A 20,251-nucleotide genomic window follows, 5' to 3' on the forward strand; every position below is an offset into this window, starting at 1 on the left:
TTACCTGATGTACCTGTGGTCACTGACACGCGGCCCCGATCCGGCAATGATGCCGCCGCTACTCTGCAGCAACGGCTTGCCATTCCAAATTGAGTCAATACTTCTGAAAGGGGCACAGATGTTTCTCGGCGAAAAGCTTGATCAAGCGAACGGGCGACCGACAGGATTCGACTATATGCGATTACTGTTAGCCTTTTCAGTGCTTTGGATACATACGGCCCGCGTTACGTACGGCGATGACCTGTTTCTCTGGGAGTCACCCTTCCGCCCTGTTATCAAGTCAGTGCTGCCCATGTTCTTTGTCCTGAGCGGGTTCCTGGTGGCTGGCAGTCTTGAACGATCGAAGACATTGATCTCCTTCCTCGGTAACCGATTTATCCGGATCTACCCTGCTCTTGCGGTTGAGGTATTGCTGGCTGCCTTTATACTCGGAGCGATCTATACAGAGTATGACCTGCGTGACTATTTCACCGATCCTCAGTTCTTTACATATCTGATGAATGTCACAGGGCACATTCACTTCAATCTTCCCGGGGTATTCCTGGATAATCCTGATGCCGCGATGGTGAACGGGCAGCTCTGGACGGTGCCCTTCGAGCTTGAGTGCTATGCGGTGATCGCCGTCCTCTTTGTGCTCGGTGTCGTCAGGCGGCGGGTGATTGCCCTTATCGCAACGCCGGCCTTGATCATCAGCTTCGGTATCGCAAGATATTGGAAACATGAAAGTGATTGGGCGAATATGCCGACGACTGCGTCGGGCAATCTGCTCATTTGTGCTTTTCTTGTGGGGGTGACCTTCTATCTCTACAAGGACAAGGTTCTTTGGGATGTTAGAATTTTCCTCGCCTCGGTGGCATTCATACTATGGGCCTATTGGTTCACCTCCTTTGGGGACTTCGTTGCCATTCCGGCCATAGGCTATGTCACAGTCTTCCTTGGCCTCACCTCGCCCCGCAAGCTTGGCGTCCTGCGTGGAGCCGACTACTCCTATGGCGTCTTCCTCTACGGCTATCCGATCCAACAGGCATTCGTAGCGCTCGGGCCTTGGGCGCATAACTGGTGGCTGAACGGCATTGTCTGCAGCATCATTGCCACTTGCTTTGCCGCCTTCTCGTGGAGATTCATCGAAAAGCCAGCGCTGAAATTGAGGAAGCAAGTCACCTGGCTGGAAAACTTCAGGCTCCAACGCGGCGCAAAACGGCAACTGGCCGGCGCAGTCTCGAAATAGGCTTGTCTGTCGATACCGGACCCAAGGCTGGCAATTCCATCGCTGGCGCTTAACCGACAAAGAGGTCAGCAGGGCTCGCCATCGCCGCGAGCCCTGTTTCGTTGTTGCCTGTCCCATCACCACTGATGAACACCCGGTCCGTCATAGGGGCCGAGTTCTGCGTAGGCGGTTACCCAACCCTGAGACCGTCGATGTCACATGCTTGCCGAGCGCATATGCGCTGATGCTAGAGCCTTTCCTGGTCAGATTGCAGCATTCTGTTGGCTCAAACGGAGTCGGATGGTCGACCGGCCGGCGCGCGTCGTAGCCCAGCTCTACGGCCAAGCCGGCCGGTCGATCAGCCGGTCCGTTTCAGCCAACCCGAAGGGCCGGGCATCTTTGCGCCAGGATCAGAGGCGATCGGCTCGAACGTACCAAGAGGTATGCCCTTCGCCAATCGTCTCTGCCCTGACGAAAACCTGCTCCGGCAGAATGCTGCAATCTGACCAGGAAAGGCTCTAGGCCTATGACTAAACTTATTTTTTCGGAAAAAATGTTCAGTTCGGCAAGAGAATGCCGTAACCGCATCCCCGGCTTCTGTATAAGCCTTCGATGCCTAAATCTTTCCTGCCGCTATATCCATGAATTTCTTGGTTTTTGACGATGGAGTGGCCATGGCGGATGAATAGTCGAATATTCTCCGGCGTGGCTCAGCCGAGTTATTGGGCGGGTGTTAGCAATATTTTAACCGTAATGGATAAAATACTTTGATCGGACTTCGTTCTGACTTTGGGTTTTGTCATGTCATTGAGGGCTGACGGTGGCTTGAAGGAGGTGTGAAGAGAGGAACGGAATAATGCTGAACAGCACGCTCATCGTGGTTGCCGTCTCCATCGCCGCCGGAGCGACCATTCGCGCTTGGGCCTTTGCAACCTTCGCATTTCTGGTGGTCGCGGCCTTGGGCGCCGTGACCCTGCTAAAAGGCTCCTCCTTGACGGAAGCGATCGTTTCTTGCCTCGAAGTGCTTGTGTTGATGGAGATGTGCTATCTGGCGGGTCTATTCGCCTTCTCGTTGTGGGGGCATAATCAAAAGCGCCGGAAAAAGAACTCGATCGCCGATCGCTCCCATGTCACAGGCAAGCGTCCTCATGGATAATGACTGAGGCGGCAGGATGCTCGGTGTTTGCGCTATGTCAGGATGTCTAAAGGGCGGCGCAATCTTTCAGATTTGTTCCTCACGCTTTAGATCTTTATTTCCAACCCATGTCGTTATCGCAAAACCGCTGCACGCTTTTGCGCGACATGCTTCAGGAGTCCACCCTGGGCAGTAGGGCCTGCCGGGACAGCAGGGCGGAGAGTGTTTTTGCCATGATCGCAAAATCCAGCGCGAGCGTCCATTTGGACAAATACTCGACGTCGAGGGAAACTCTATTCTGATAGCTGACGTCGTTGCGCCCGCTGGTCTGCCAAGGGCCAGTCAGGCCGGGGCGGACGGCCATGTAGGCGTAAGCATGTTCACCGTAACGCGACAGCTCTTCTTTGGTAATGGCGCGAGGCCCGACGAGGCTCATTTGACCCCGCAACACGTTGATCAATTGCGGAAGCTTGTCGAGGCTCGATCGTCTCAAAATACCGCCGACGACAGTGACCTGCGCTTTGGCCGTTGCGTCGGCTCTTATCGTACAAAACTCGAGGCAACCAAACTCTTTTCCCTTATAACCGAGCCGACGATGGGAATTGAATACAAGCCCCCAATCACTTAGCGTTATGATGACTGCAACCGACAGAAGGAGCGGCGACAGAAGGAATAAGACACTTGCCGCAATGATGATGTCCAATGCACGCTTCAGAATTCTGCTGATCCTATGGGATTGTGACGAATTGAATGGACGCCTTTCCTGTCGAACCCTGGCGAAATCCCGCCAAGGTTTGGTTGGGTTGACGCCCTGATTTTTTCCCGCCATCCGCGTCTCCGTTAGACAAACCCCAGAAATCACAGCAAAAGCTTGTTTTAATGCAAGATTTATGTCTGTGACCGAGGTCATAATCTTCAATAAATTCTTTATACTCTAAAGAAATTCTTTTGACTATTTAAAATATTACCTTTGTTATTGAAATATATAACGGAGGATTCATTCAGATTTATTTTATATTCTTATATTACTATTGTAGTTGTTAACTTATTCTACGGGTAAGCAATTGTCATAAATTGTATAAAAACCGTCGCGCAGCTTCTATGAGTTTCTTGTGAAAGAATTCGATATGAATTTTATTATATATAAATGTGAGGAGTCGTCATAATTATGTATAGTTTAAACACGAGATTTTTATTTTATTACTGTTTGACTTTATAATTTAACGCATTACGAATGTCGATCAAGACAGTAAATCAATTAGTCTGCGTGGAGTTGCGCGTATGGACGGGGCGATTAGCATCAGAGACAACAGGACTAGAGGAAGCGCGGCGCGAATAGGCGAAGCGGTTACTTGCGGGCCTGTTGGTATTGTTTACGGCGGCCGGGCCGATTTGGATCACGAGTTTCCGTTTTGCCGCTCAAGTATTCGAAAGTTTCGCCGCGGTGAAGTTATTGCCAGCGCCGGTGTCCTCATCGACATGTTCGCCCGCGTACAGCGCGGAATGGTGAGCGCAAGCACGCCGCTTGCCGATGGACGAGAGTTCATCGTCGAAATCATTCCTAAAGGTGGCTTGATCGGCGAATTGGAGGTGCTGCGCAAGCAGTCTCTCAGCCTGGAATATCGAGCCTCCTCGGACTGCGAACTGCATTACTTCGACGGTCGATTGCTGCGGGACTTGTGTGCGAACGATCCGCAATTTCAGGTGAAGATCCTGTCGAAGGCACTGGCGCGTGTTTCCGAACTCGAGCTGCGGATCATTTCCAACGCCGGATCGAGTCTAAGGCAGAGACTGGCCCGGACGCTGCTGCGTCTTTCTGCCTTGTACAGAATGGATGCGCAGAATAGCGGCGACGAGTTGATCATCTCCCAACATGACCTGGCCGCGACGCTGCCGGCGTCGCGTGAGAAGGTCAACCAATGCCTGCGGCGTTTGCGCGAGAGCAAAGTGGTCGACGGGACACAGGGCAAAATCCGCATTCTCAATCGGAAGGCGCTGGAGGCTTACGCTGAGGGTGTGACGTCCCTCGCTTGAGACGTCGCGGTGATAAAAACAAAAGAGCAGAAAGCCTCAACAGAACCCGCCACCGGCGGGTTCTGTGTTTGAATGGCTGTGGGTGTTGATAGTCGGACGAAGCAGGGCTGAAAGACCAAATTGGCGTTTTACCCCCATATCTTAGTGACGTTTTGCCCAAACGGCCGCGCAATTTTGCGCGACATGCTCTAGATTTCGCTCTCGGAAGCATTCCTCCAGTATTTCCACCCTTCACCCTGTATGAGCCCGTGATCGGACAGGTCCTTCCAGCTTCTGTAGGTGCCCGTATCGTCATAGACGAAGTCATCCATGTCCTTGCCCGAGGAGTATACGGTGTATTCCTCCGTATGTTGGGACAGGTGTGCCGCGTCGGCAACCTTGTGCACGAAGGTCGACAGGAACTTGAAATGCAGAAGGGCGCCGGATACGCCGAGCGCTCCGCGCATGTCGCCCAAATTCAGGGAGAGTGGCCAGACCTGGTGCGATGATTTGAGAAACAGACGTTCACCCTGGACATAGACGAGAGGTATCTTGTTAAGCGCGGGGCCGTCCCAGAGCCGGTCGTGGAAATAGACCCTCCCGCGAACGCCGCCCTTGATCCATATTGTCCCGTTGCGTTCGTCGAAATGCGCGACATATCCGGATCGGTCGAAGAGATTGCAGACCTCGAGCGGGTTGCGACCGGGTTCGCAGATGTTTTCAAGAACGGGATGCGGGCTGTACATGTCGATCATGACCGAGCGGAGGGAGTGGCCGCCCATGGAATCGATATAGGCGGTCAATTGATCAATCGGCCGGGTGTCGCAATGGGGATAGACGAGAAATTCATCTGCATCAACATACAGGACCCACTTCTCCCGGCAGTGCCGGTTGATGACTTCGTTGATCCAGTCGTTTCCGAATCTCGCCGCCTTGTAGGACCCATGAGCCGAAAGAAGAGAGACATCGTCGAAGCTGGACAGCAACTCAGCCGTGCCGTCGGTGGAGCCGTTATCGATGCAGATGAAGTGCTCGAAGCCGAGATTACGATAATACTGCAGGAAGAAGGCCAGCCGGTGCCCTTCGTCGCGGATGACGCAGATGACGACGTGGCGCGCCTGCTTGAGCCCGCTGCGCAGCAGGTCATAGCGAACCTGTCGAGCCTTGAGCGACCGGCGCAGGCGGGCTTTCACGTAATGCGAGATACTGGCGGCGGAAGCCCTATAACTCATATTCTGTCCTGAACATTATCCATTCCTGGAATGAATGGATGAATACTTGCGCTTCCGTCTGCAAATCCACGGCTCGACCGGCGACGCTGAGTTCAGTCACGCGGACATTCAGGTCGGACCAACCATACATCATCATACTGCGTAATCGCCAACCAGCAGGCTCTGGACCCGAGGATTGGATCCGTCTTTCTCAATTGCGTGTTCGATGCGTGCCCGTATCGACCTGTATTTATACAGCATCTTACGGTCGAAGCTTATTCCGCGATACAGCGAGTTGTAAATCGGATGTGCTTTGCGCAGGTCGACGTAGACCTGGCTTTCCTTATCGGTCCATGGAAAGAAGGTTCCGTGCCATGGCTTCGGATGCGCCATATAATGGACGATCGACAAGGAGGACATGTTCACCAGATGAAGGAACTGTTTGGGAAAGTTCCAGCGGTTCGATACGAGGATGAGCGCTGAACCGCAGACATAATTCAATGCGCCCTGATCATGTTTGCCCTCGCAGGCCTCGGGATTTTTAGCAAAAAGCTCAAGCGCCTCCTGCCCGATCCAGCCGTTGCGATGGAATTTCAGGACTCCCGCGTTGAAATAGTGGCTGCTGCTTCCAGTATCGAGGAAGTCATGGATCGCCGTATAATCTCGCGCCGCGAAAAACCGGCCCTCTGGAACCGTGGCGCTTTCGAACGCACCGAGATCGCTGACGATCTGGGTATCACCGTCGAGGTAGATGATCTGGGTATAATTGTCAGGCAGGATCTCGCAAAGGACCAGCTTGGCCATCGTGCTGACGCTGATGCGTCCCTGGAAATGCGAACTGTCGAGCTTGCCGAGCGAGTCCTGTAGCGCTTCGGTCGCATCGATCAGTATGACACTGCTCCTTGCAAGCAAGGCTTTCAGCTCTTCGAAATTATCGAGATGTTCCGACAAGAGGACGCAGACATCGGTCGCGGGGCTTGCGAATTTTCGAGCCTGAAGCGCCGAGAGAATAGTCGGAAATGAATACTCGACATCCGTGACGTAGACGACGCACTGATTGTTCATGTCATCACCCTTCCGATTGTCCGCAATACAAATGAATCGGCATTGTCTTTCCAGTCGAGGGAACCGTTGTGAATTGCGCTGACGGGTCTGTCATATGAAGGCCCTGTTCGGTATATATAGCCGGCGTCCAGACCGGTGGAGCTGAATCGGAGTCTGGCTGCCGGCGGCTTTTGTGTGTTTCATTGTTGAGATATTCGCCATGAAGAGTGCCTTGCCTGTCACAGGGCTGTGTTTCGACTTCTTGTTTCGCGGTACGAAGATTGGTGCCGGGACCCTTGTCGGAATGCGGAGGGAAGGGGGATTGTCATGCTGATCACCGCGCTCGTGGCAACCGTGATTTCGATCGCTGCCGGGGCTGCCATCCGGGCTTGGGCTTTCGCAATTTTTGCATTCCTCGTGGCAATCGGCTTCGGCAGCGTGGCTTTTGCCGACGGGTCTTCGGTGACCGTGGGCGCGCTCTCCGGTATCGCCATCCTCGCGCTCATGGAAATCGGCTTTCTGGCAGGCGCGTTCCTGTCGGGGCTTTTGCGGCGTAGTGCCAGGCTGCGGGAAAACAATTCCGTCGCAGATAGCGTCGCGACCACCACTGAGCGCCCACAGGGCTAATATTGACATAGAACCTGCAGCATATCCTTGTGCGGATGACCTTGCCGGAGCGCGTTCGTCCGAAAGGCCGCTTTTACAGGCGATCCTTGAAAGACGCGGCGCGGTCAGCCGACGTCGACCCGGTGCCGACACGCCGATGGCTTGACGAGATCGCCATCCCGCGCGATGGCTGAGCTTCACGGCGGGCCTCATCGTGTTGAAAACATCGGCGCTCTCGGCAGAGATGTCGATGTCTCCAGTGGGGTTCGGTTGGCAAGCGATCGGTTTGCGCGCCGTGGCGCGATATTGGTTGCCGCCAGGCAGCCGGCTGCCAGACCCGCCGTCGTGCTGAACAGCAAGCCGAGATCGGTACCGCTTCCCGATATCGCCGCCGAGGCGACCTGCGCGATGGATGCCATAACCGCAGCGTTTCCGATCGCGCGGATCTCCCGATCGCCTGACATTTGCCGGCCGGAGGCTCTCACAAGGCTGTACAGGAAGGCGGCGAAGAGAAGGGTGCCGGTCAATCCGACATTGGAGAGCAATGCAGCGATGAAGCTCGAGGCTCGAACCGTGCCGAGCCCGGCGCCGAAGGTGGCTGTATCGACGAATGCGATCAATGCCAGCGTGTTCCAGGCAGTGCGTTCTTCGCCGGATTGCGATTGAAGCTTGTCCGACAAGGTGCTGTTCACCAGGCCGGCGATGGAATCCCACGCATCGGGGACAAGGCTTAGCGCGACGATCCCGCAGGGAATCAAGAACAGCGTGATCACCAGGAGTGTCACGTGCGGGGTCGTGGCCGGGCCGCTGATCAGTCGTTTCAAGCAATACAGCACGAACATGCAGACAACGAAGATGCCGGCGATATAGGCGGTTGTCGACGTGCAAAGGACGATCGTCGGGCCGATGAAAAGCGTTGCAAGTCCGGCCATACGGCTTTGGACGCGCTCCAGCCAAAGCATGAGCGTGAAGGAAAAATAGGCCAATGCGACCGCGCCATAAGTGCTTGCTTCGGGGAACGGACCGACGATGCGTTTGAAGCCGCTGATCGTCTCGGCCGTATGCATCGTATAATTCGCATTTCTGATGACATCGAGCAGGTAGGACTGGTCGGTCAGAAACGTTCCGATATCGATCAACGCCAGGGCAAAACAGGCGATCGAGGCCACGATCAACTGCAGTGCGATGAAACGGGCATAGCCGAGCCTGGTAAGCCCCGAGACGACGGCAAAGCAGGCGAGGTCGCCAAGCAGATAGACGGACTGGCTGAGATTGGACGAACCCGGCGACAGGGGAGCGGCCACCGTCGACATCATGCCCGTGGCGTCTCGTGCAGAGGAGTAGACGAGGGTCGCCCCTGCAAAGATGCGGGGCAAAAAGAAAGACGATGCCACGGAAAACAGGATGTAGGCGGCAAACCAGAAACCGGGACCCGGATAGGCGATGCTGGCCAGCATGGCCTGTGTTTGAGCCGGGCGCAGCAGGGCGGCGGCCACGAGAAAAAGCACCAGAAGATGGCTCGGCTGGATGCTGCTGCCGCCGAGCGCGGGCAATTGGAGAGCCGCCGCCGCCCCCAGCAGCGTCGACAGGCAAAGGGTCGCAATCGCAAATCGCGCGCCGTTGACCATGCCGAGCAGGCCAAGCAGCAGAACGATGAAACCGATCGGTTCTATCGACATGCTTCAAATCCCGATCCGGACGGCGAGCGGCGGAGGCATCGGTTTTGCCGAAGACCGGCATCCGCCTTTCGGGGCGATGCTTGAGGCGCAAGCCGCCAGCTGTCGTCGATGGTCACAACCGCCCCCTAATTCGATCCCGTCTGGGATATCCAGCCGGGAGCCGCCTGATTATCGCCTGCCACCTTCGACAGCGGGACGGTCGAGGTTTGCTGCTGCGGCGCGGACTGCAACTGCAGCGGAGGCGACGGCGTCTGAAGGTCCGTATCGATGCCGATTTCGACGACATCATGCGGCCGCAAGGTGGTCGTCTCGTCCGCCTCGATGTTGCGATAAGTCCCGTCTTCGTTGCGACGCACGATCCTGTAGTTCTTTTGTGCTCTGCCAAGACCCGGCGTTTCCGTATTCATCTGAGCGAGCTGCGCGCTGTAGCCAGCCTGCTCGCCCAGAAGCTGGGCCACCTGGATGTCGATCGCCGCCCTGCCGATCGCGAGATTGACCTGGTTCAGCAGCTCCTGGTTTTCACTGTTCTGCCGATTGACGATATTGATCTTCGAACGATCGGCTTCGCTGAGCCCCTGGCGAGCCGTGGTCAGAGCGACTTCGAGATCGATCAGGGTGCCTTGTGCATCCGCGACCCCGCGGTCGACCGAGACCTGACGGGAATTGCTGACCAGGCCCTTGCTCACCAGGCTGTTGACATTATCCAGTTCCTTTTGCGCGAGGTCGATCTGCCGCTTCTGCGAATTGATCTTGGCCTCGAGCGACTGGACCTGCTGGCCGTAGAGACGGGTGAGGTCGCTCGCCGCATCGATCTGGCTTTCGATATCGACACGTCGCAGCCGCATCAGGTTCAATTCCTGCGCCTTCAGCTTGTCTACATCGGGCGTTCCGGCGAGCTCGGCAGGGATCTCGAAACTCTGTTCGCCGGCGATCTCGGCACGCAACCGCGCCTGACGCATCAGAAGATCGCGCCGGTTGAGAATGGCCGTTCGATAGGCTCCGGCAGCCTGGATCCGGTCGCGCTCGAAGACGGTATTCTCCTCGCGCTCCCGAAGGAAGCCGCCGGCGATGCTGACGGCCTTCATGACCGTCATATCGGCTTCAAAAGCATAACGCCCGGGGGTCTGCACTGTCCCGGTTACGAAGATCGGCGCATGCTGGGCAATTTCCACGGCGATGAACGGCTTTCCCGGCAGTTCCGCCTTTTCGGAGAGCGCAGTGGCGATCGCATCGGAAACCTGTTCCGTCGTCTTGCCAATCGCCTGCACCTGTCCGGCGATCGGGATCGCCAGATTGCCGGCATCATCGACTGTATATGTCCCGCCGAGTGCTTCCCAGCTGGCATACCGGGAATCCGAAGATCGCCATTCGACGACGCGCAGTCTCACCTGATCTTCCGGCACGAGGGTATAGTTTTCCGCATGGGCGACGCTCCAGCCGGTCACGCAGGAAAATACCAGCAAGGCAAGAGCGGCGGAGATCAGGCGATCGGACAAGGATGTGCGCTGCATTGACTGCTATCTCCGTTTCGTTGCGATCGACGGCGAAGGCATCTCGCGCGGCGAGGGATTGCCGAATTCGAGAATGCGGGACGGCGAGGCGCGGCCGACAAGAAGATCGGACAGCGCCAGCAAATTGCCGTTCAAACGTCCCCAGCGGTCGATCAAGCGATCATTGAACAATAGGCCCCGCGTATTCGCCAGGATGTTACGGCCGATCTGCGCAACGGCACGGCCCTTCGACATCGTGCCCTTCCGGATCAGGTAGACAGGATTGGCAACCTGCGAATAGCCGAGTCTTCGGCCGGGCTGGCGTCCGGATCTGACGCCGAGATGCACCCCGCGGGCGCCTTCGACGCGTACGGACCTGCCGTAGCGGGCGATGGACCGGCTGAAATCGACATCCTCGAGCCAGCCGTAGAGCGGCAGTTGTTCATCAAAGGCCAGCGCGTGCTCGAGAATGGGTGAAAGGCGAACCGCCATGTTGCATCCGTAGGCGTTATAGACTTCCGTCACCTGCTCGGCCCCTTCGGCCGCAGTTTCAAGAACTTTCAGGGCGTTTGACATGCTGAGGCCGCCGTCGAGGATGCCATCGGCCAGAACTTCACCGGTGGCGATCGCCACGTCGGGGTTTGCCGCAAAGACAGCCGCCATCCGCGACAGGAAGGTTGCGGCGGGAATGAAGTCGTCATCCAGGAAGATCAGAACATCCGTATCGGCGGCCGCCGCCTGGATGATCCTGTTGCGCTGAGAGGTCAGGCCGCGGCTGCCGACGATGACTTCAACATCGAGGCGCTCGGTGAGCCCGGCGGCGTCGTCGATCGTGGGCACGCAGACGATCAGCCGCTCGGGCTGATCCGGCAGGGTGGTGAGATAATCGATCGTCTCCCGCAGTATCGAGGGGCGGCCTGCCGAAGCGATCCCCACGGCCATTCGCAACGGGCGGTTCGCGCGCTCAGCCATGGCTTCAGCGCCGCAAGGAACAGGCGCCGACCCGATCCGGCCGCCCTGCCTGGTTGCTTCTGCCGAAGGCGAGGTCATGAGTGCATTCTTTCCGGTGCATGGTTGATGACTGCGCCGAGGATCTCCGCGCCTACATTGCGCAGGGTGTCGATGACGCGCAGGGTATCGTCGATCGAGGTGCGTCCATGCGAGGTGACGACGAGGACACCGTCCAGCTCCGGTGCGATCGCATTGGCATCCGGCGAAGCAGAGAATGCGGAAATGTCGATGAATATGGCGTCGAACTCCTTTTTCAGGTCGGCGAAGCTCAACTGCGTGCGGCGGGAACTCAGGCGAATGGCCGGCGTCACTGCTTCGACCTTGCCGAGGGGGAGGAATTTCAGTGTCGAAGTGAGGGGCAATGCCGCCGTCTGGATCAGTTCGCCATTGTCGAGAACATCGACGAGGCCTGTGGAACTATGGGGCGCGATCGATTTGCTGAGTGACGACCTCTGCGCAGCCGCATCGATCAGCAGCGTGTGAGCCCCTGATCTCGACGACAGCACTGCAAGTTCGCATGCTATAGTCGAGGCTCCGCTGCCTGGATCAACGGCGACGATTCCAATGACGACCCGGCGTTTGCGTCGAAGACCGACGACCGTCGCGCTCAGTTCCGCCATGCCCGGAATAACAGGATAGGCGGCTGTGCTGCTGCTGCCGGTACCGGCGGGGAGGAAACGCGCAGGGAGATGGGTCTTCCTCGATGTCGCCAGCAAAGTGACAAAGGGCAGCCCACTGGCTTCAGCGATCTGATGAGGGCGGATGATCCGGCGATCGCCGACGTGCCTTATCATGGCGAGTGCCAAGCCGACGCCAAGACCAACCGCCGCCGCAAAGGCGATGATGAGCGTGCTGCGCGGTCTGGCTTTCGAAAGAGGCAGCGTGGCCCGCGAGACGATCGTGGCATCGGACACCGGGTAGGTGATGCGCTGCCGGGCTTCCGTCAGCTGGTTCAAGGTATTTTCATAGAGGCTGCGGCGGGCATCCGTTGCGCTCTGCAGCTCCGCAAGCTTGAACTGATCGCGCGGGTTGCTCGTGAAGCTGGCCAGGGCGCTGGCAGCCTCGGCCAGTCCACGCTGCTGCTCGCTTACGAATCTTTCCAGCCATTCGCTATATTGCCGGGAAGCATTGGCCTTCATGGCGATATTCTTCTGGATATATTGCCTGGCGAGCATGTCGGCGATGTCGACGGCCCTCTGAGGGGTCGACGCAGCCGCTGAGATCTCGATGATCGTCGAACTCCCGACCCGGCGTATTCCTATCATGTTCAGCAGCGTGGCGATCGCCCGATCCTGGATCCGCTCGTCCTCCGCGTGCGGTTGTGCTTGACGCGGCCCTGTGCCTGCCGCTTCCTGCGATTCCGTATCCGGTTCAGAAGAAATCCCCATCAACCAGTTCTTTGCCCTATCCTGCAGAGAAGGCGTCTGATCGACAAAGTCAGGATCGGTATCGAGACCAAGTGCCCTTACCGTTCCGCCGACGACATCGCTGGATCTGGCAATCTCTAGCTGTCCCTCTATGAACGCGTCTTCCGCGAAAGCCCTCTGTGCTTCAGAGCCGCTCACCTGGGGGACAATCAAAAGTTGCGTGCTGGCAACGAAAGTCGGGTCGGCGGTCAGCACGTAGGTCCCGGCCATTGCGAGGAAGGCAAAAGTTGTCGCCAGAACCCATAGCCAGCGCATTCTGAGAAAGAAAAGCATATCCCGCAAGGTCAGCGGGGAGTTCCCGCCGGGAGCTGCGGCAGCCAGAGGTATCGGCGAAACGCCGCTGAAGATCGTGCTGGAGGTCATGTCGTCCTAATCCAAAATGGCGAGATCACGGAGTAACCAGGTAGTGGCAGCTTGGAGGGGACGGAGGGAGCAGCATATCTTCCGATTTCGGGCATGATCGGCAGCTCTCCCCTTGCATGCTCAGTACGAGCCACGTTGCGAAAACAGAGCGGGAATGGTCTTGGCAATGATGACGAAGTCCCGGCCGAGCGACCAGTTGTCGAGATAGTGAACGTCGAGGGAAACCCGGTACTCGTAACTGACATCATTGCGCCCGCTGGTCTGCCAGTGACCGGTCAGGCCCGGGCGCACGGCCATGTAGGCCCATACGTGCTCGCCGTAGCGCGGCAATTCCTCGGCGGTGATCGGCCGGGGGCCGACAAGGCTCATTTCGCCACGCACGATATTGATCAGTTGGGGAAGCTCGTCGATGCTGGACCGCCGCAGAATCTCGCCGACTGCGGTGATCCTCGGATCGTCCTTCAGCTTGCGTGTCGCTTCCCATTCGCTTCGCGCAATCGGGTTGTTTTGCAGCAATTCGGCAAGCTGAGCACTCGCATCGGTCTTCATCGTGCGAAACTTGAGGCATCCGAACGGTGCTCCGCCGACGCCGATGCGCGTATGGGAATAGAAGACCGGGCCGCGGTCGCTTATCTTCACGATCACCGCGACGATCAACAGAAGCGGGGAAAGCAGGATCAGTGCAATGATCGCGATGAGAAGGTCTATCGCGCGCTTCGACGATCTGCCTGCCGCACGAGGCAGCGACGAATGGAGATCGCCGCCTTTCGCGGACCGTCCGACACGCGACCAGGCCTCGAAACTATGTGCTTCCCATGTCATCAGTGGTCTCCAAAATATTCCGATTAAGAACCATTCAAAGTTTGCTGCGCCGCACTCTTGTTGTCTGTTACCAAGGTCATAATCCTTAATAAATTCTTTATGCTACTAAACGGCATTCGAGAATTCCGACTAGTCCTCGACGGCCTCTTTTCATTGCAAATGCCAATCTAACCTACTTCGAGGTGATAATCCGCAGGTATTCATTTATATTTTTGATATCCACATTTCTATTATTGCTTATTTTTAACTCATTAAGACTTTTTAATAAGCACCTGTCTTCAATCGTACAATCTATCTTCGATTCCGTCGAGATTTTGATTTCGATTGCTGATGTATTTTTGTTTTCAACTAAATGTAGACTTGATCTTTACGCTATCTCTCCGGGATGTTATTTGACACCCACATTAAGACAATATAAATGATGCAGTGCAGCATTTCCTATGGTTATTCGAGTACTCGGAGTTATGCTCATGGATGGGGCGACACACGCATCAGCTCGCAGGGCCGGCATCGGCAAGACGGCGATATCGGCTAACGGCAGCATTCATCTCAACAGCCGCATCGTCATCGACGACGAATTTCTTTCCTGCCGGTCGAGCGTCCGGCGTTTCCGGCGCGGCGAGGTCATCGCCGGGGCCGGCGTCCTCGTCGATACCTTCGCTCGCGTGCATTCGGGGGTGGTCAGCGCCAGCACGATGCTGCCCGACGGCAGGGAATTCATCGTCGAGATCATTCCGAAATCCGGCCTCATCGGCGAGCTCGAGGTTCTGCGCAGGCAGACGTTGAGTCTCGAATACCGAGCCGGTTCCAACTGCGAACTGCATTTCTTCGAAGGCCGGCTGCTGCGCGACATGTACGCCAGCGATCCCTGCTTTCGCGAAAAGGTCTTCTCCAGGGCGCTGGCGCGTATTTCAGAGCTCGAACTCCGGATCATTGCAAATGCGGCGTCGAGCCTGCAATCGAGGCTGGCCAGCACGCTGCTGCGGCTCTCCGCTGTTTACGGAAAAGATGCGGCAAACAGCGGGGACGAACTGATCATCTCGCAAAATGACCTGGCCGCAACGCTGCCGGCGTCTCGCGAGAAGGTCAATCAATGCCTGCGGCGCCTGCGGGAAAGCAAGATCATCGATGGGGGGCAGGGCAAGATCCGCATTCTCAACCGCAAGGCGTTGGAGGCCTGTGCCAACGGCGCGGTTTCGGTGAAGTGATGCGCCCATCGCTTCCCGGGGTTCTCCGATCTGCCACAAGCGTCGGCCGCTTTCCCGGCCCCGGCACGACAAAGATCGATCGCGTGGTCATCATCGACGACTATTCGGTGGCCAGAGGTGGTGCGACGGCGCTGGCGGTGCTGTCCGCCAAGCTTTTTCGGGGGCTCGACATCCCCGTGACCTATATTTGCGGGGATGACGCCGCCAATGCGGAGCTTGTCGCCCTCGGAGTCTCAATGGTCGGGCTGAACAGCCGCGACCTGCTCAGCGCCGAGCGTGCGAAGGCTTTCGTGACCGGCATTCACAATGGCGCCGCCGTTCGTATGGTCGCGAACTGGATTGCCGCAGAGGACACCGCCAATACCGTCTACCATGTCCATGGCTGGCACCAGATCCTGTCTCCCGCGATTTTCAAGGCGCTGGTGCCGGTCGCCAGACGATGCGTGGTTCATGCGCATGATTTCTTCACGGCCTGCCCCAACGGCGCCTTCTTCGACTATCAGGCGCAGGAAACCTGCCTTCGACGCCCGCTCGGCGGAAGCTGCATTGCGACGGCCTGCGACAAGAGAAGTTATTCGCACAAATTGTGGCGGGTTGCCCGCGGCTCCAATATCCTCCGGCTGCTGAAGGATCAGGCCGATTTCGGCCGGATCATCCTTCTGCACGAGAAGATGGCCGGCTTTCTCGTCGGCGCCGGATATCGGCCCGAACGGCTGACGACGATCCGCAATCCCGTCGCTCCGCTGTCCATCAAACGCATCGAGGCGGAGGCCAATGAGGAGTTCGTCTTTATCGGGCGGTTGGATGAGGAGAAGGGCATTGAGGACGCCGTGGCCGCCACGCGCAAAGCCGGCGTCAAGCTCTGCGTGATCGGGGACGGGCCGCTGATGCCGCTGGTCGCAGCTTCGGGAGATCACGTCAGGGCCGTGGGCTGGCAGTCGCATGCGGAGATCGGCCCGACCATCCGCAAGGCGCGCGCCCTGTTGATGCCGTCGCGCTATCCCGAGCCGTTCGGCCTCGTCGCTATCGAAGCGGCCAGGAGCGGTCTGCCCGTCATCATGTCGCGCAGTGCCTTTCTCGCCGAAGAAATGCAAAGAGCCGGCATGGCGCTTGCCTGCGATACGGCTGACGAAAGCGCCTTTGCCGATACTTTGACGAGATTTAGCCAAATGCCGGGGCATGAGGTCCGCGCCATGAGCGAGCGGGCTTTCCGGTTGTCGCCGGATCTCGCCTCGACACACGAGGAATGGCGCGACGCGCTTCTTGCCGAATACCAAAGCCTGATTTCGACGAATGCGGTTCCCGAGCTGACAGACGGTGTGGCGATACAAGGAGTATTGAGTTGACTCTTAAAGCAACTACCTCTCTTCCCGACGCGAGAGCATTTCTCGGCGATGCGCCGGTGATGGCGAAAAGACGTGTCACGGAGGCCGGAAGCGCGAGCGATGCCAAGCAGCTTCGTGTCGCCATCGTGCATTATTGGCTGGTTTCGATGCGCGGCGGCGAGAAAGTCGTCGAAGAGCTGTGCCGCATGTTTCCGCAGGCCGACATCTTCACCCTCGTCTGCAACCGGGATCGCATCAGCGATTTTCTGAAGACGCGGAACATCCGCACGTCCTTCCTGCAGAAGATCCCCGGCGCGCAACGGCATTATACCAAGATGCTGCCGCTGATGCCCTTCGCGCTCGAGCAGTTCGATCTGCAGGACTACGATCTCGTGCTGTCGAGCGAATCCGGACCCGCCAAGGGCATCATCACGCGCGCCGACGCCCTGCATGTCTGCTACTGCCACTCGCCGATGCGCTATATCTGGGATCAGTTCCATGTCTACCGTCATGGCCTGCCCTGGGTGGGTCGCGCCTTGATGTCGATCACGGCACCCATGCTGCGCGCCTGGGACGTGACGACGTCCTCGCGGGTCGATGTGTTCGTCGCCAATTCCGATTATGTCGCAAGCCGCATCCGCCGCTTCTACGATCGGGAATCCATCGTCATCCATCCGCCCGTTGCGACTGACGATTTTGCTGTGGGGAAGGGAAAAGGCGAATTCTATCTCTATGCGGGACAGCTGACCGCTTACAAGCGGCCGGATATTGCCGTTCGCGCCTGCACCGAGGCCGGGCGGAAGCTGGTCGTGATCGGCGAGGGAGAGCAATTGGCTTATCTGAAGTCGATCGCCGGACCAACCGTTGAGTTTCTCGGCCATCAGCCCTTCAACGTTCTGCGCGACCACCTGTCTCGATGCCGCGCCCTGTTGTTTCCGGGCACGGAGGATTTCGGCATCCTTCCGGTGGAAGCCATGGCGTCAGGGCGGCCGGTCCTGGCTTTCGACGCCGGCGGCGCCAGAGAAACCGTTTCCTCGCCGCAGGTCGGGTTTCGCTTCGGGCAGCAGACCACGGAAGCTCTGTTGGAAACGATGGCGGCGTTCGAAGAGGTGGAGGACGATATCGATCCGCATGCAATCCGTGCGCACTCGCTGAAATTTTCTTCCGCCGTGTTCCGCGACCGTCTGTCCGGTCTCATCGAGCAACAACTGTCCACCCATGGCGACCGATCCGCCGACGTCTTCAGAAGACGGCCGGGCTGATGGGAAGGCCGGAGCTGCCTGCCTTGCCGCTGCGACCGAAACCGCCTCAATCCGCCGACGAGGAATAGAAGATAGATCATGTCAAGCGTATCTCAGAGGACGGCGACGGCGAGTATCTGGACCATCAGCGGAAAATTCCTGGCGCGACTGCTCGATTTCGTCAGCCTCCTGATCCTCGCAAGGCTTTTGAGCCCAGCGGATTTCGGCCTGGTCGCCATCGCGACCTCGGTTCTGGTCATCGTCGAGACAATTTTGGACCTGCCGCTGACGCAGGCCCTGATGCGTCAGCCGTCGCCTTCGGACGATATGTTTGCCACGGCCCTTACCCTCAGCCTGCTTCGAGGCGTGGCCATCAGCACGCTGATGATGATCATCTCCTGGCCGATGGCTTTGATCTATGACGATTCCCGGCTTTTCTCTCTTGTCGCCGTGCTCTCCATCGCGCCTGCCATGCGCAGTGTGATCAGCCCGCGCATGGTTCTCTTCATGCAGCGGTTCGATTTCAAACGCGAGTTCGCACTCGATCTCATCACCAAGGGGTCGACGCTGCTATTCGGTGTCGGGGTGGCGGTCGCGACCGGCAGCTATTGGGGGCTGGCGATCGGCGCGGTTGCAGGCCCGACCGCCGCGGCGGTCACCTCCTATGTCTTTGCGCCGATGCGACCGAGGTTCAGCCTTTCCGAGTGGAAGCACTTTCAGGACATGATCAGTTGGAACACCGTCTCGCAGGTGCTGAGTTCGATCAACTGGCAACTGGACCGGCTGCTTTTGCCGCGCTTTACCGGCTTGTCGACGTTCGGCGCCTTCAGCGTCGCCGACAATATCGCCGGTATTCCGTACCAGACCTTCGTCGGGCCATTGTTGCGTCCGCTAATGGCGGCATTCTCGACCGTCGATGACCGTCGTAATCTGATCGCTGCCTATCTGAAGGCGACGAACGCGATCACCTTCGTGGCAGCGCCCATCCTCATCGCGCTCGCCCTGCTTGCCGAGCCGGCCGTGCGGATCATCGTCGGCGAGAAATGGGCATCTGCGGCGCCGATTCTGCAATGGCTGTGCATCGTCAGTTTGCTCGGTCTTCCCACGAACATGATGCCGCCATTGGCTATGGTCCTGAACAAAACCCGCTATCTCGCTCTCCGGATGTTTGCCGAGTTCGCTGTCAGGGTTCCGGTCACCATCCTGGGCATTGCCTATTTTCAGGTGGCAGGAGCACTGGGCGCGCGGATCGTGGCGGTGCTTGTCGCCTATGCCGCATCGCTCATCATCACGCGACGGCTGATCGGCGCGACGGTTGCCGCTCAGTTGCACGCCTTTTTACGGCCTCTGGCCGCAAGCTTGCCGATGATCGCTTTCCTGCTGTGGATCGAGCCGATGCTCTCCGCCATGCCTGTCGGCCTCAACCTTGTCGTCAGCCTGGCGCTTTGCGGCGGGGCGGCAGTGGCGATCTTCTGGGCCTTCGCGTTGCTGCTGTGGCAGATTCTGGGAAGGCCCGACGGCATCGAGACCATTGTCGTCCAAAGGCTCATGCCGCGACGAAACGGGGTTCTCACCTTTTGATCGAGACAAGTGTAGTCCAACGATTGGTTTGGCGTTTTCGGAGGAGCAGAATGCGTTACGGGATATCTTCTAAGGCTCTGGGTTTGCTCATCGTTCTCGGTCTGGGGGCGTTGCCCGGCCAGCCCAGCGTGGCTCAGCAACCACTCAATATCAATGCGTATCAGCTAACGTTCGAGGAGAGTTTCGACAGTCTCGACGTCTCGGCCTGGGGAGAGAGAAGCTCCCGCTGGATCGCCCATACGCCCTGGAACGGCGATTTCGGTGACGCCCGTTTCACTGATCCAGCCCCCGGCTTTCCGTTTACCACCGATCAGGGAATTCTGAAGATCGAAGCGCGCAAGGAGGCCGATGGAACCTGGCGCTCGGGCCTGTTGTCGTCGGTGAACCCGAAAGGCGAAGGATTCTCGCAGCAATTCGGTTATTTCGAAGCCCGGATGAAGCTGCCGCCGGGCAAGGGCGTCTGGCCAGCCTTCTGGCTCATCGGGCTCGACCGGTCGAAATACACCTCCGAGATCGACGTGCTGGAATATTATGGGCGCGCGCCCTACGAATTCAGCATGGGCTTCCATATCTGGCGTCAGAGCCAGGGCGGCCAGAACAGCACCGGTGGCCATTGGCAAACCGTCCAGGACGGAATTCTGAACAGCGAATATCACACCTACGGGGTCGATATCCAAGCTGACAAGACGAGTTTTTATCTCGACCGTCAGTTCATCTGGAGCTTCGACACGCCGAAGGAGTTCCACATGCCGTTCTATCCGCTGGTGAACCTGGCACTCGGCTCGGGTTGGCCGATCGATGAAACGCCGAATCCTTCCATTCTGCTTGTCGACTATATTCACGTCTACCAGCGCAAGCCCACCGACGCGGCAAATTGAAAAGCCGGGG

Annotated in this window: 17 protein-coding genes; 9 read left to right on the forward strand and 8 right to left on the reverse strand. The window is 57.8% G+C overall.

Features of this window, described 5'->3' with window-relative positions; all coding sequences use genetic code 11:
* The first annotated feature begins 7 nt into the window (after nucleotides 1–7).
* On the forward strand, nucleotides 8–1,228 hold the full coding sequence (locus AC1D2N_RS00105; RefSeq protein WP_197728328.1) for an acyltransferase family protein: 1,221 nt from the start codon (nucleotides 8–10) through the stop codon (nucleotides 1,226–1,228).
* A gap of 835 nt (nucleotides 1,229–2,063) precedes the next feature.
* A complete protein-coding gene (locus AC1D2N_RS00110) occupies nucleotides 2,064–2,363 on the forward strand; it encodes a hypothetical protein (protein ID WP_018446942.1) in 300 nt (99 codons plus the stop codon).
* Between the two features lie 151 nt (nucleotides 2,364–2,514).
* On the opposite strand, the gene AC1D2N_RS00115 is transcribed toward AC1D2N_RS00110, so the two are convergent.
* Nucleotides 2,515–3,171 carry a sugar transferase gene (locus AC1D2N_RS00115; protein WP_130758920.1) on the reverse strand — a complete coding sequence of 219 codons (657 nt, stop codon included), beginning with the start codon at nucleotides 3,169–3,171 and terminating at the stop codon, nucleotides 2,515–2,517.
* A gap of 452 nt (nucleotides 3,172–3,623) precedes the next feature.
* Here AC1D2N_RS00115 and AC1D2N_RS00120 point away from each other — a divergent pair, with 452 nt between their 5' ends.
* A complete protein-coding gene (locus tag AC1D2N_RS00120; protein ID WP_018446940.1) occupies nucleotides 3,624–4,376 on the forward strand; it encodes a Crp/Fnr family transcriptional regulator in 753 nt (250 codons plus the stop codon).
* A gap of 188 nt (nucleotides 4,377–4,564) precedes the next feature.
* On the opposite strand, the gene AC1D2N_RS00125 is transcribed toward AC1D2N_RS00120, so the two are convergent.
* Entirely contained in the window at nucleotides 4,565–5,587 is a 1,023-nt protein-coding gene (locus AC1D2N_RS00125; protein ID WP_018446939.1) for a glycosyltransferase family 2 protein, read from the reverse strand.
* Nucleotides 5,588–5,719: 132 nt separating this feature from the next.
* On the reverse strand, nucleotides 5,720–6,631 hold the full coding sequence (locus AC1D2N_RS00130) for a glycosyltransferase family 8 protein (protein WP_018446938.1): 912 nt from the start codon (nucleotides 6,629–6,631) through the stop codon (nucleotides 5,720–5,722).
* A gap of 306 nt (nucleotides 6,632–6,937) precedes the next feature.
* On the opposite strand from AC1D2N_RS00130, the gene AC1D2N_RS00135 reads away from it, so the two are divergent.
* Complete coding sequence (locus AC1D2N_RS00135) at nucleotides 6,938–7,237, forward strand: hypothetical protein (protein ID WP_018446937.1); 300 nt, start codon at nucleotides 6,938–6,940, stop codon at nucleotides 7,235–7,237.
* Nucleotides 7,238–7,425: 188 nt separating this feature from the next.
* On the opposite strand, the gene AC1D2N_RS00140 is transcribed toward AC1D2N_RS00135, so the two are convergent.
* The 5 genes from AC1D2N_RS00140 to AC1D2N_RS00160 all read right to left on the reverse strand — a co-directional run bounded on the left by AC1D2N_RS00140 (nucleotide 7,426) and on the right by AC1D2N_RS00160 (nucleotide 14,008).
* Nucleotides 7,426–8,895, reverse strand: a complete 1,470-nt coding sequence (locus AC1D2N_RS00140) for a hypothetical protein (protein WP_028733237.1) — start codon at nucleotides 8,893–8,895, stop codon at nucleotides 7,426–7,428.
* Between the two features lie 125 nt (nucleotides 8,896–9,020).
* A complete protein-coding gene (locus AC1D2N_RS00145; RefSeq protein ID WP_018446934.1) occupies nucleotides 9,021–10,406 on the reverse strand; it encodes a polysaccharide biosynthesis/export family protein in 1,386 nt (461 codons plus the stop codon).
* Nucleotides 10,407–10,412: 6 nt separating this feature from the next.
* Nucleotides 10,413–11,435 carry a glycosyltransferase family 2 protein gene (locus tag AC1D2N_RS00150; RefSeq protein ID WP_028733238.1) on the reverse strand — a complete coding sequence of 341 codons (1,023 nt, stop codon included), beginning with the start codon at nucleotides 11,433–11,435 and terminating at the stop codon, nucleotides 10,413–10,415.
* Nucleotides 11,432–13,186, reverse strand: coding sequence for a GumC family protein (locus AC1D2N_RS00155; protein WP_130758919.1), 1,755 nt, complete (start codon nucleotides 13,184–13,186; stop codon nucleotides 11,432–11,434). Before AC1D2N_RS00155 ends, AC1D2N_RS00150 begins: the two co-directional genes overlap by 4 nt.
* A gap of 120 nt (nucleotides 13,187–13,306) precedes the next feature.
* A complete protein-coding gene (locus AC1D2N_RS00160; protein WP_018446932.1) occupies nucleotides 13,307–14,008 on the reverse strand; it encodes a sugar transferase in 702 nt (233 codons plus the stop codon).
* 470 nt (nucleotides 14,009–14,478) lie between these two features.
* On the opposite strand from AC1D2N_RS00160, the gene AC1D2N_RS00165 reads away from it, so the two are divergent.
* From AC1D2N_RS00165 to AC1D2N_RS00185, 5 genes are all read left to right on the forward strand, one after another.
* A complete protein-coding gene (locus AC1D2N_RS00165) occupies nucleotides 14,479–15,216 on the forward strand; it encodes a Crp/Fnr family transcriptional regulator (protein WP_018446931.1) in 738 nt (245 codons plus the stop codon).
* Entirely contained in the window at nucleotides 15,213–16,562 is a 1,350-nt protein-coding gene (locus AC1D2N_RS00170) for a glycosyltransferase family 4 protein (protein WP_197728773.1), read from the forward strand. The genes AC1D2N_RS00165 and AC1D2N_RS00170 overlap by 4 nt, the downstream gene beginning before the upstream one ends.
* Nucleotides 16,559–17,803 carry a glycosyltransferase family 4 protein gene (locus AC1D2N_RS00175; protein WP_130758917.1) on the forward strand — a complete coding sequence of 415 codons (1,245 nt, stop codon included), beginning with the start codon at nucleotides 16,559–16,561 and terminating at the stop codon, nucleotides 17,801–17,803. Before AC1D2N_RS00170 ends, AC1D2N_RS00175 begins: the two co-directional genes overlap by 4 nt.
* A 78-nt stretch (nucleotides 17,804–17,881) precedes the next feature.
* Nucleotides 17,882–19,363: a lipopolysaccharide biosynthesis protein gene (locus tag AC1D2N_RS00180; RefSeq protein WP_018446928.1), complete on the forward strand. Its 1,482-nt coding sequence runs from the start codon at nucleotides 17,882–17,884 to the stop codon at nucleotides 19,361–19,363.
* A gap of 50 nt (nucleotides 19,364–19,413) precedes the next feature.
* Nucleotides 19,414–20,241, forward strand: a complete 828-nt coding sequence (locus AC1D2N_RS00185; protein WP_026188509.1) for a glycoside hydrolase family 16 protein — start codon at nucleotides 19,414–19,416, stop codon at nucleotides 20,239–20,241.
* Nucleotides 20,242–20,251: the final 10 nt, after the last annotated feature.

The sequence above is a fragment of the Rhizobium sp. P1_B8 genome (assembly GCF_056406515.1).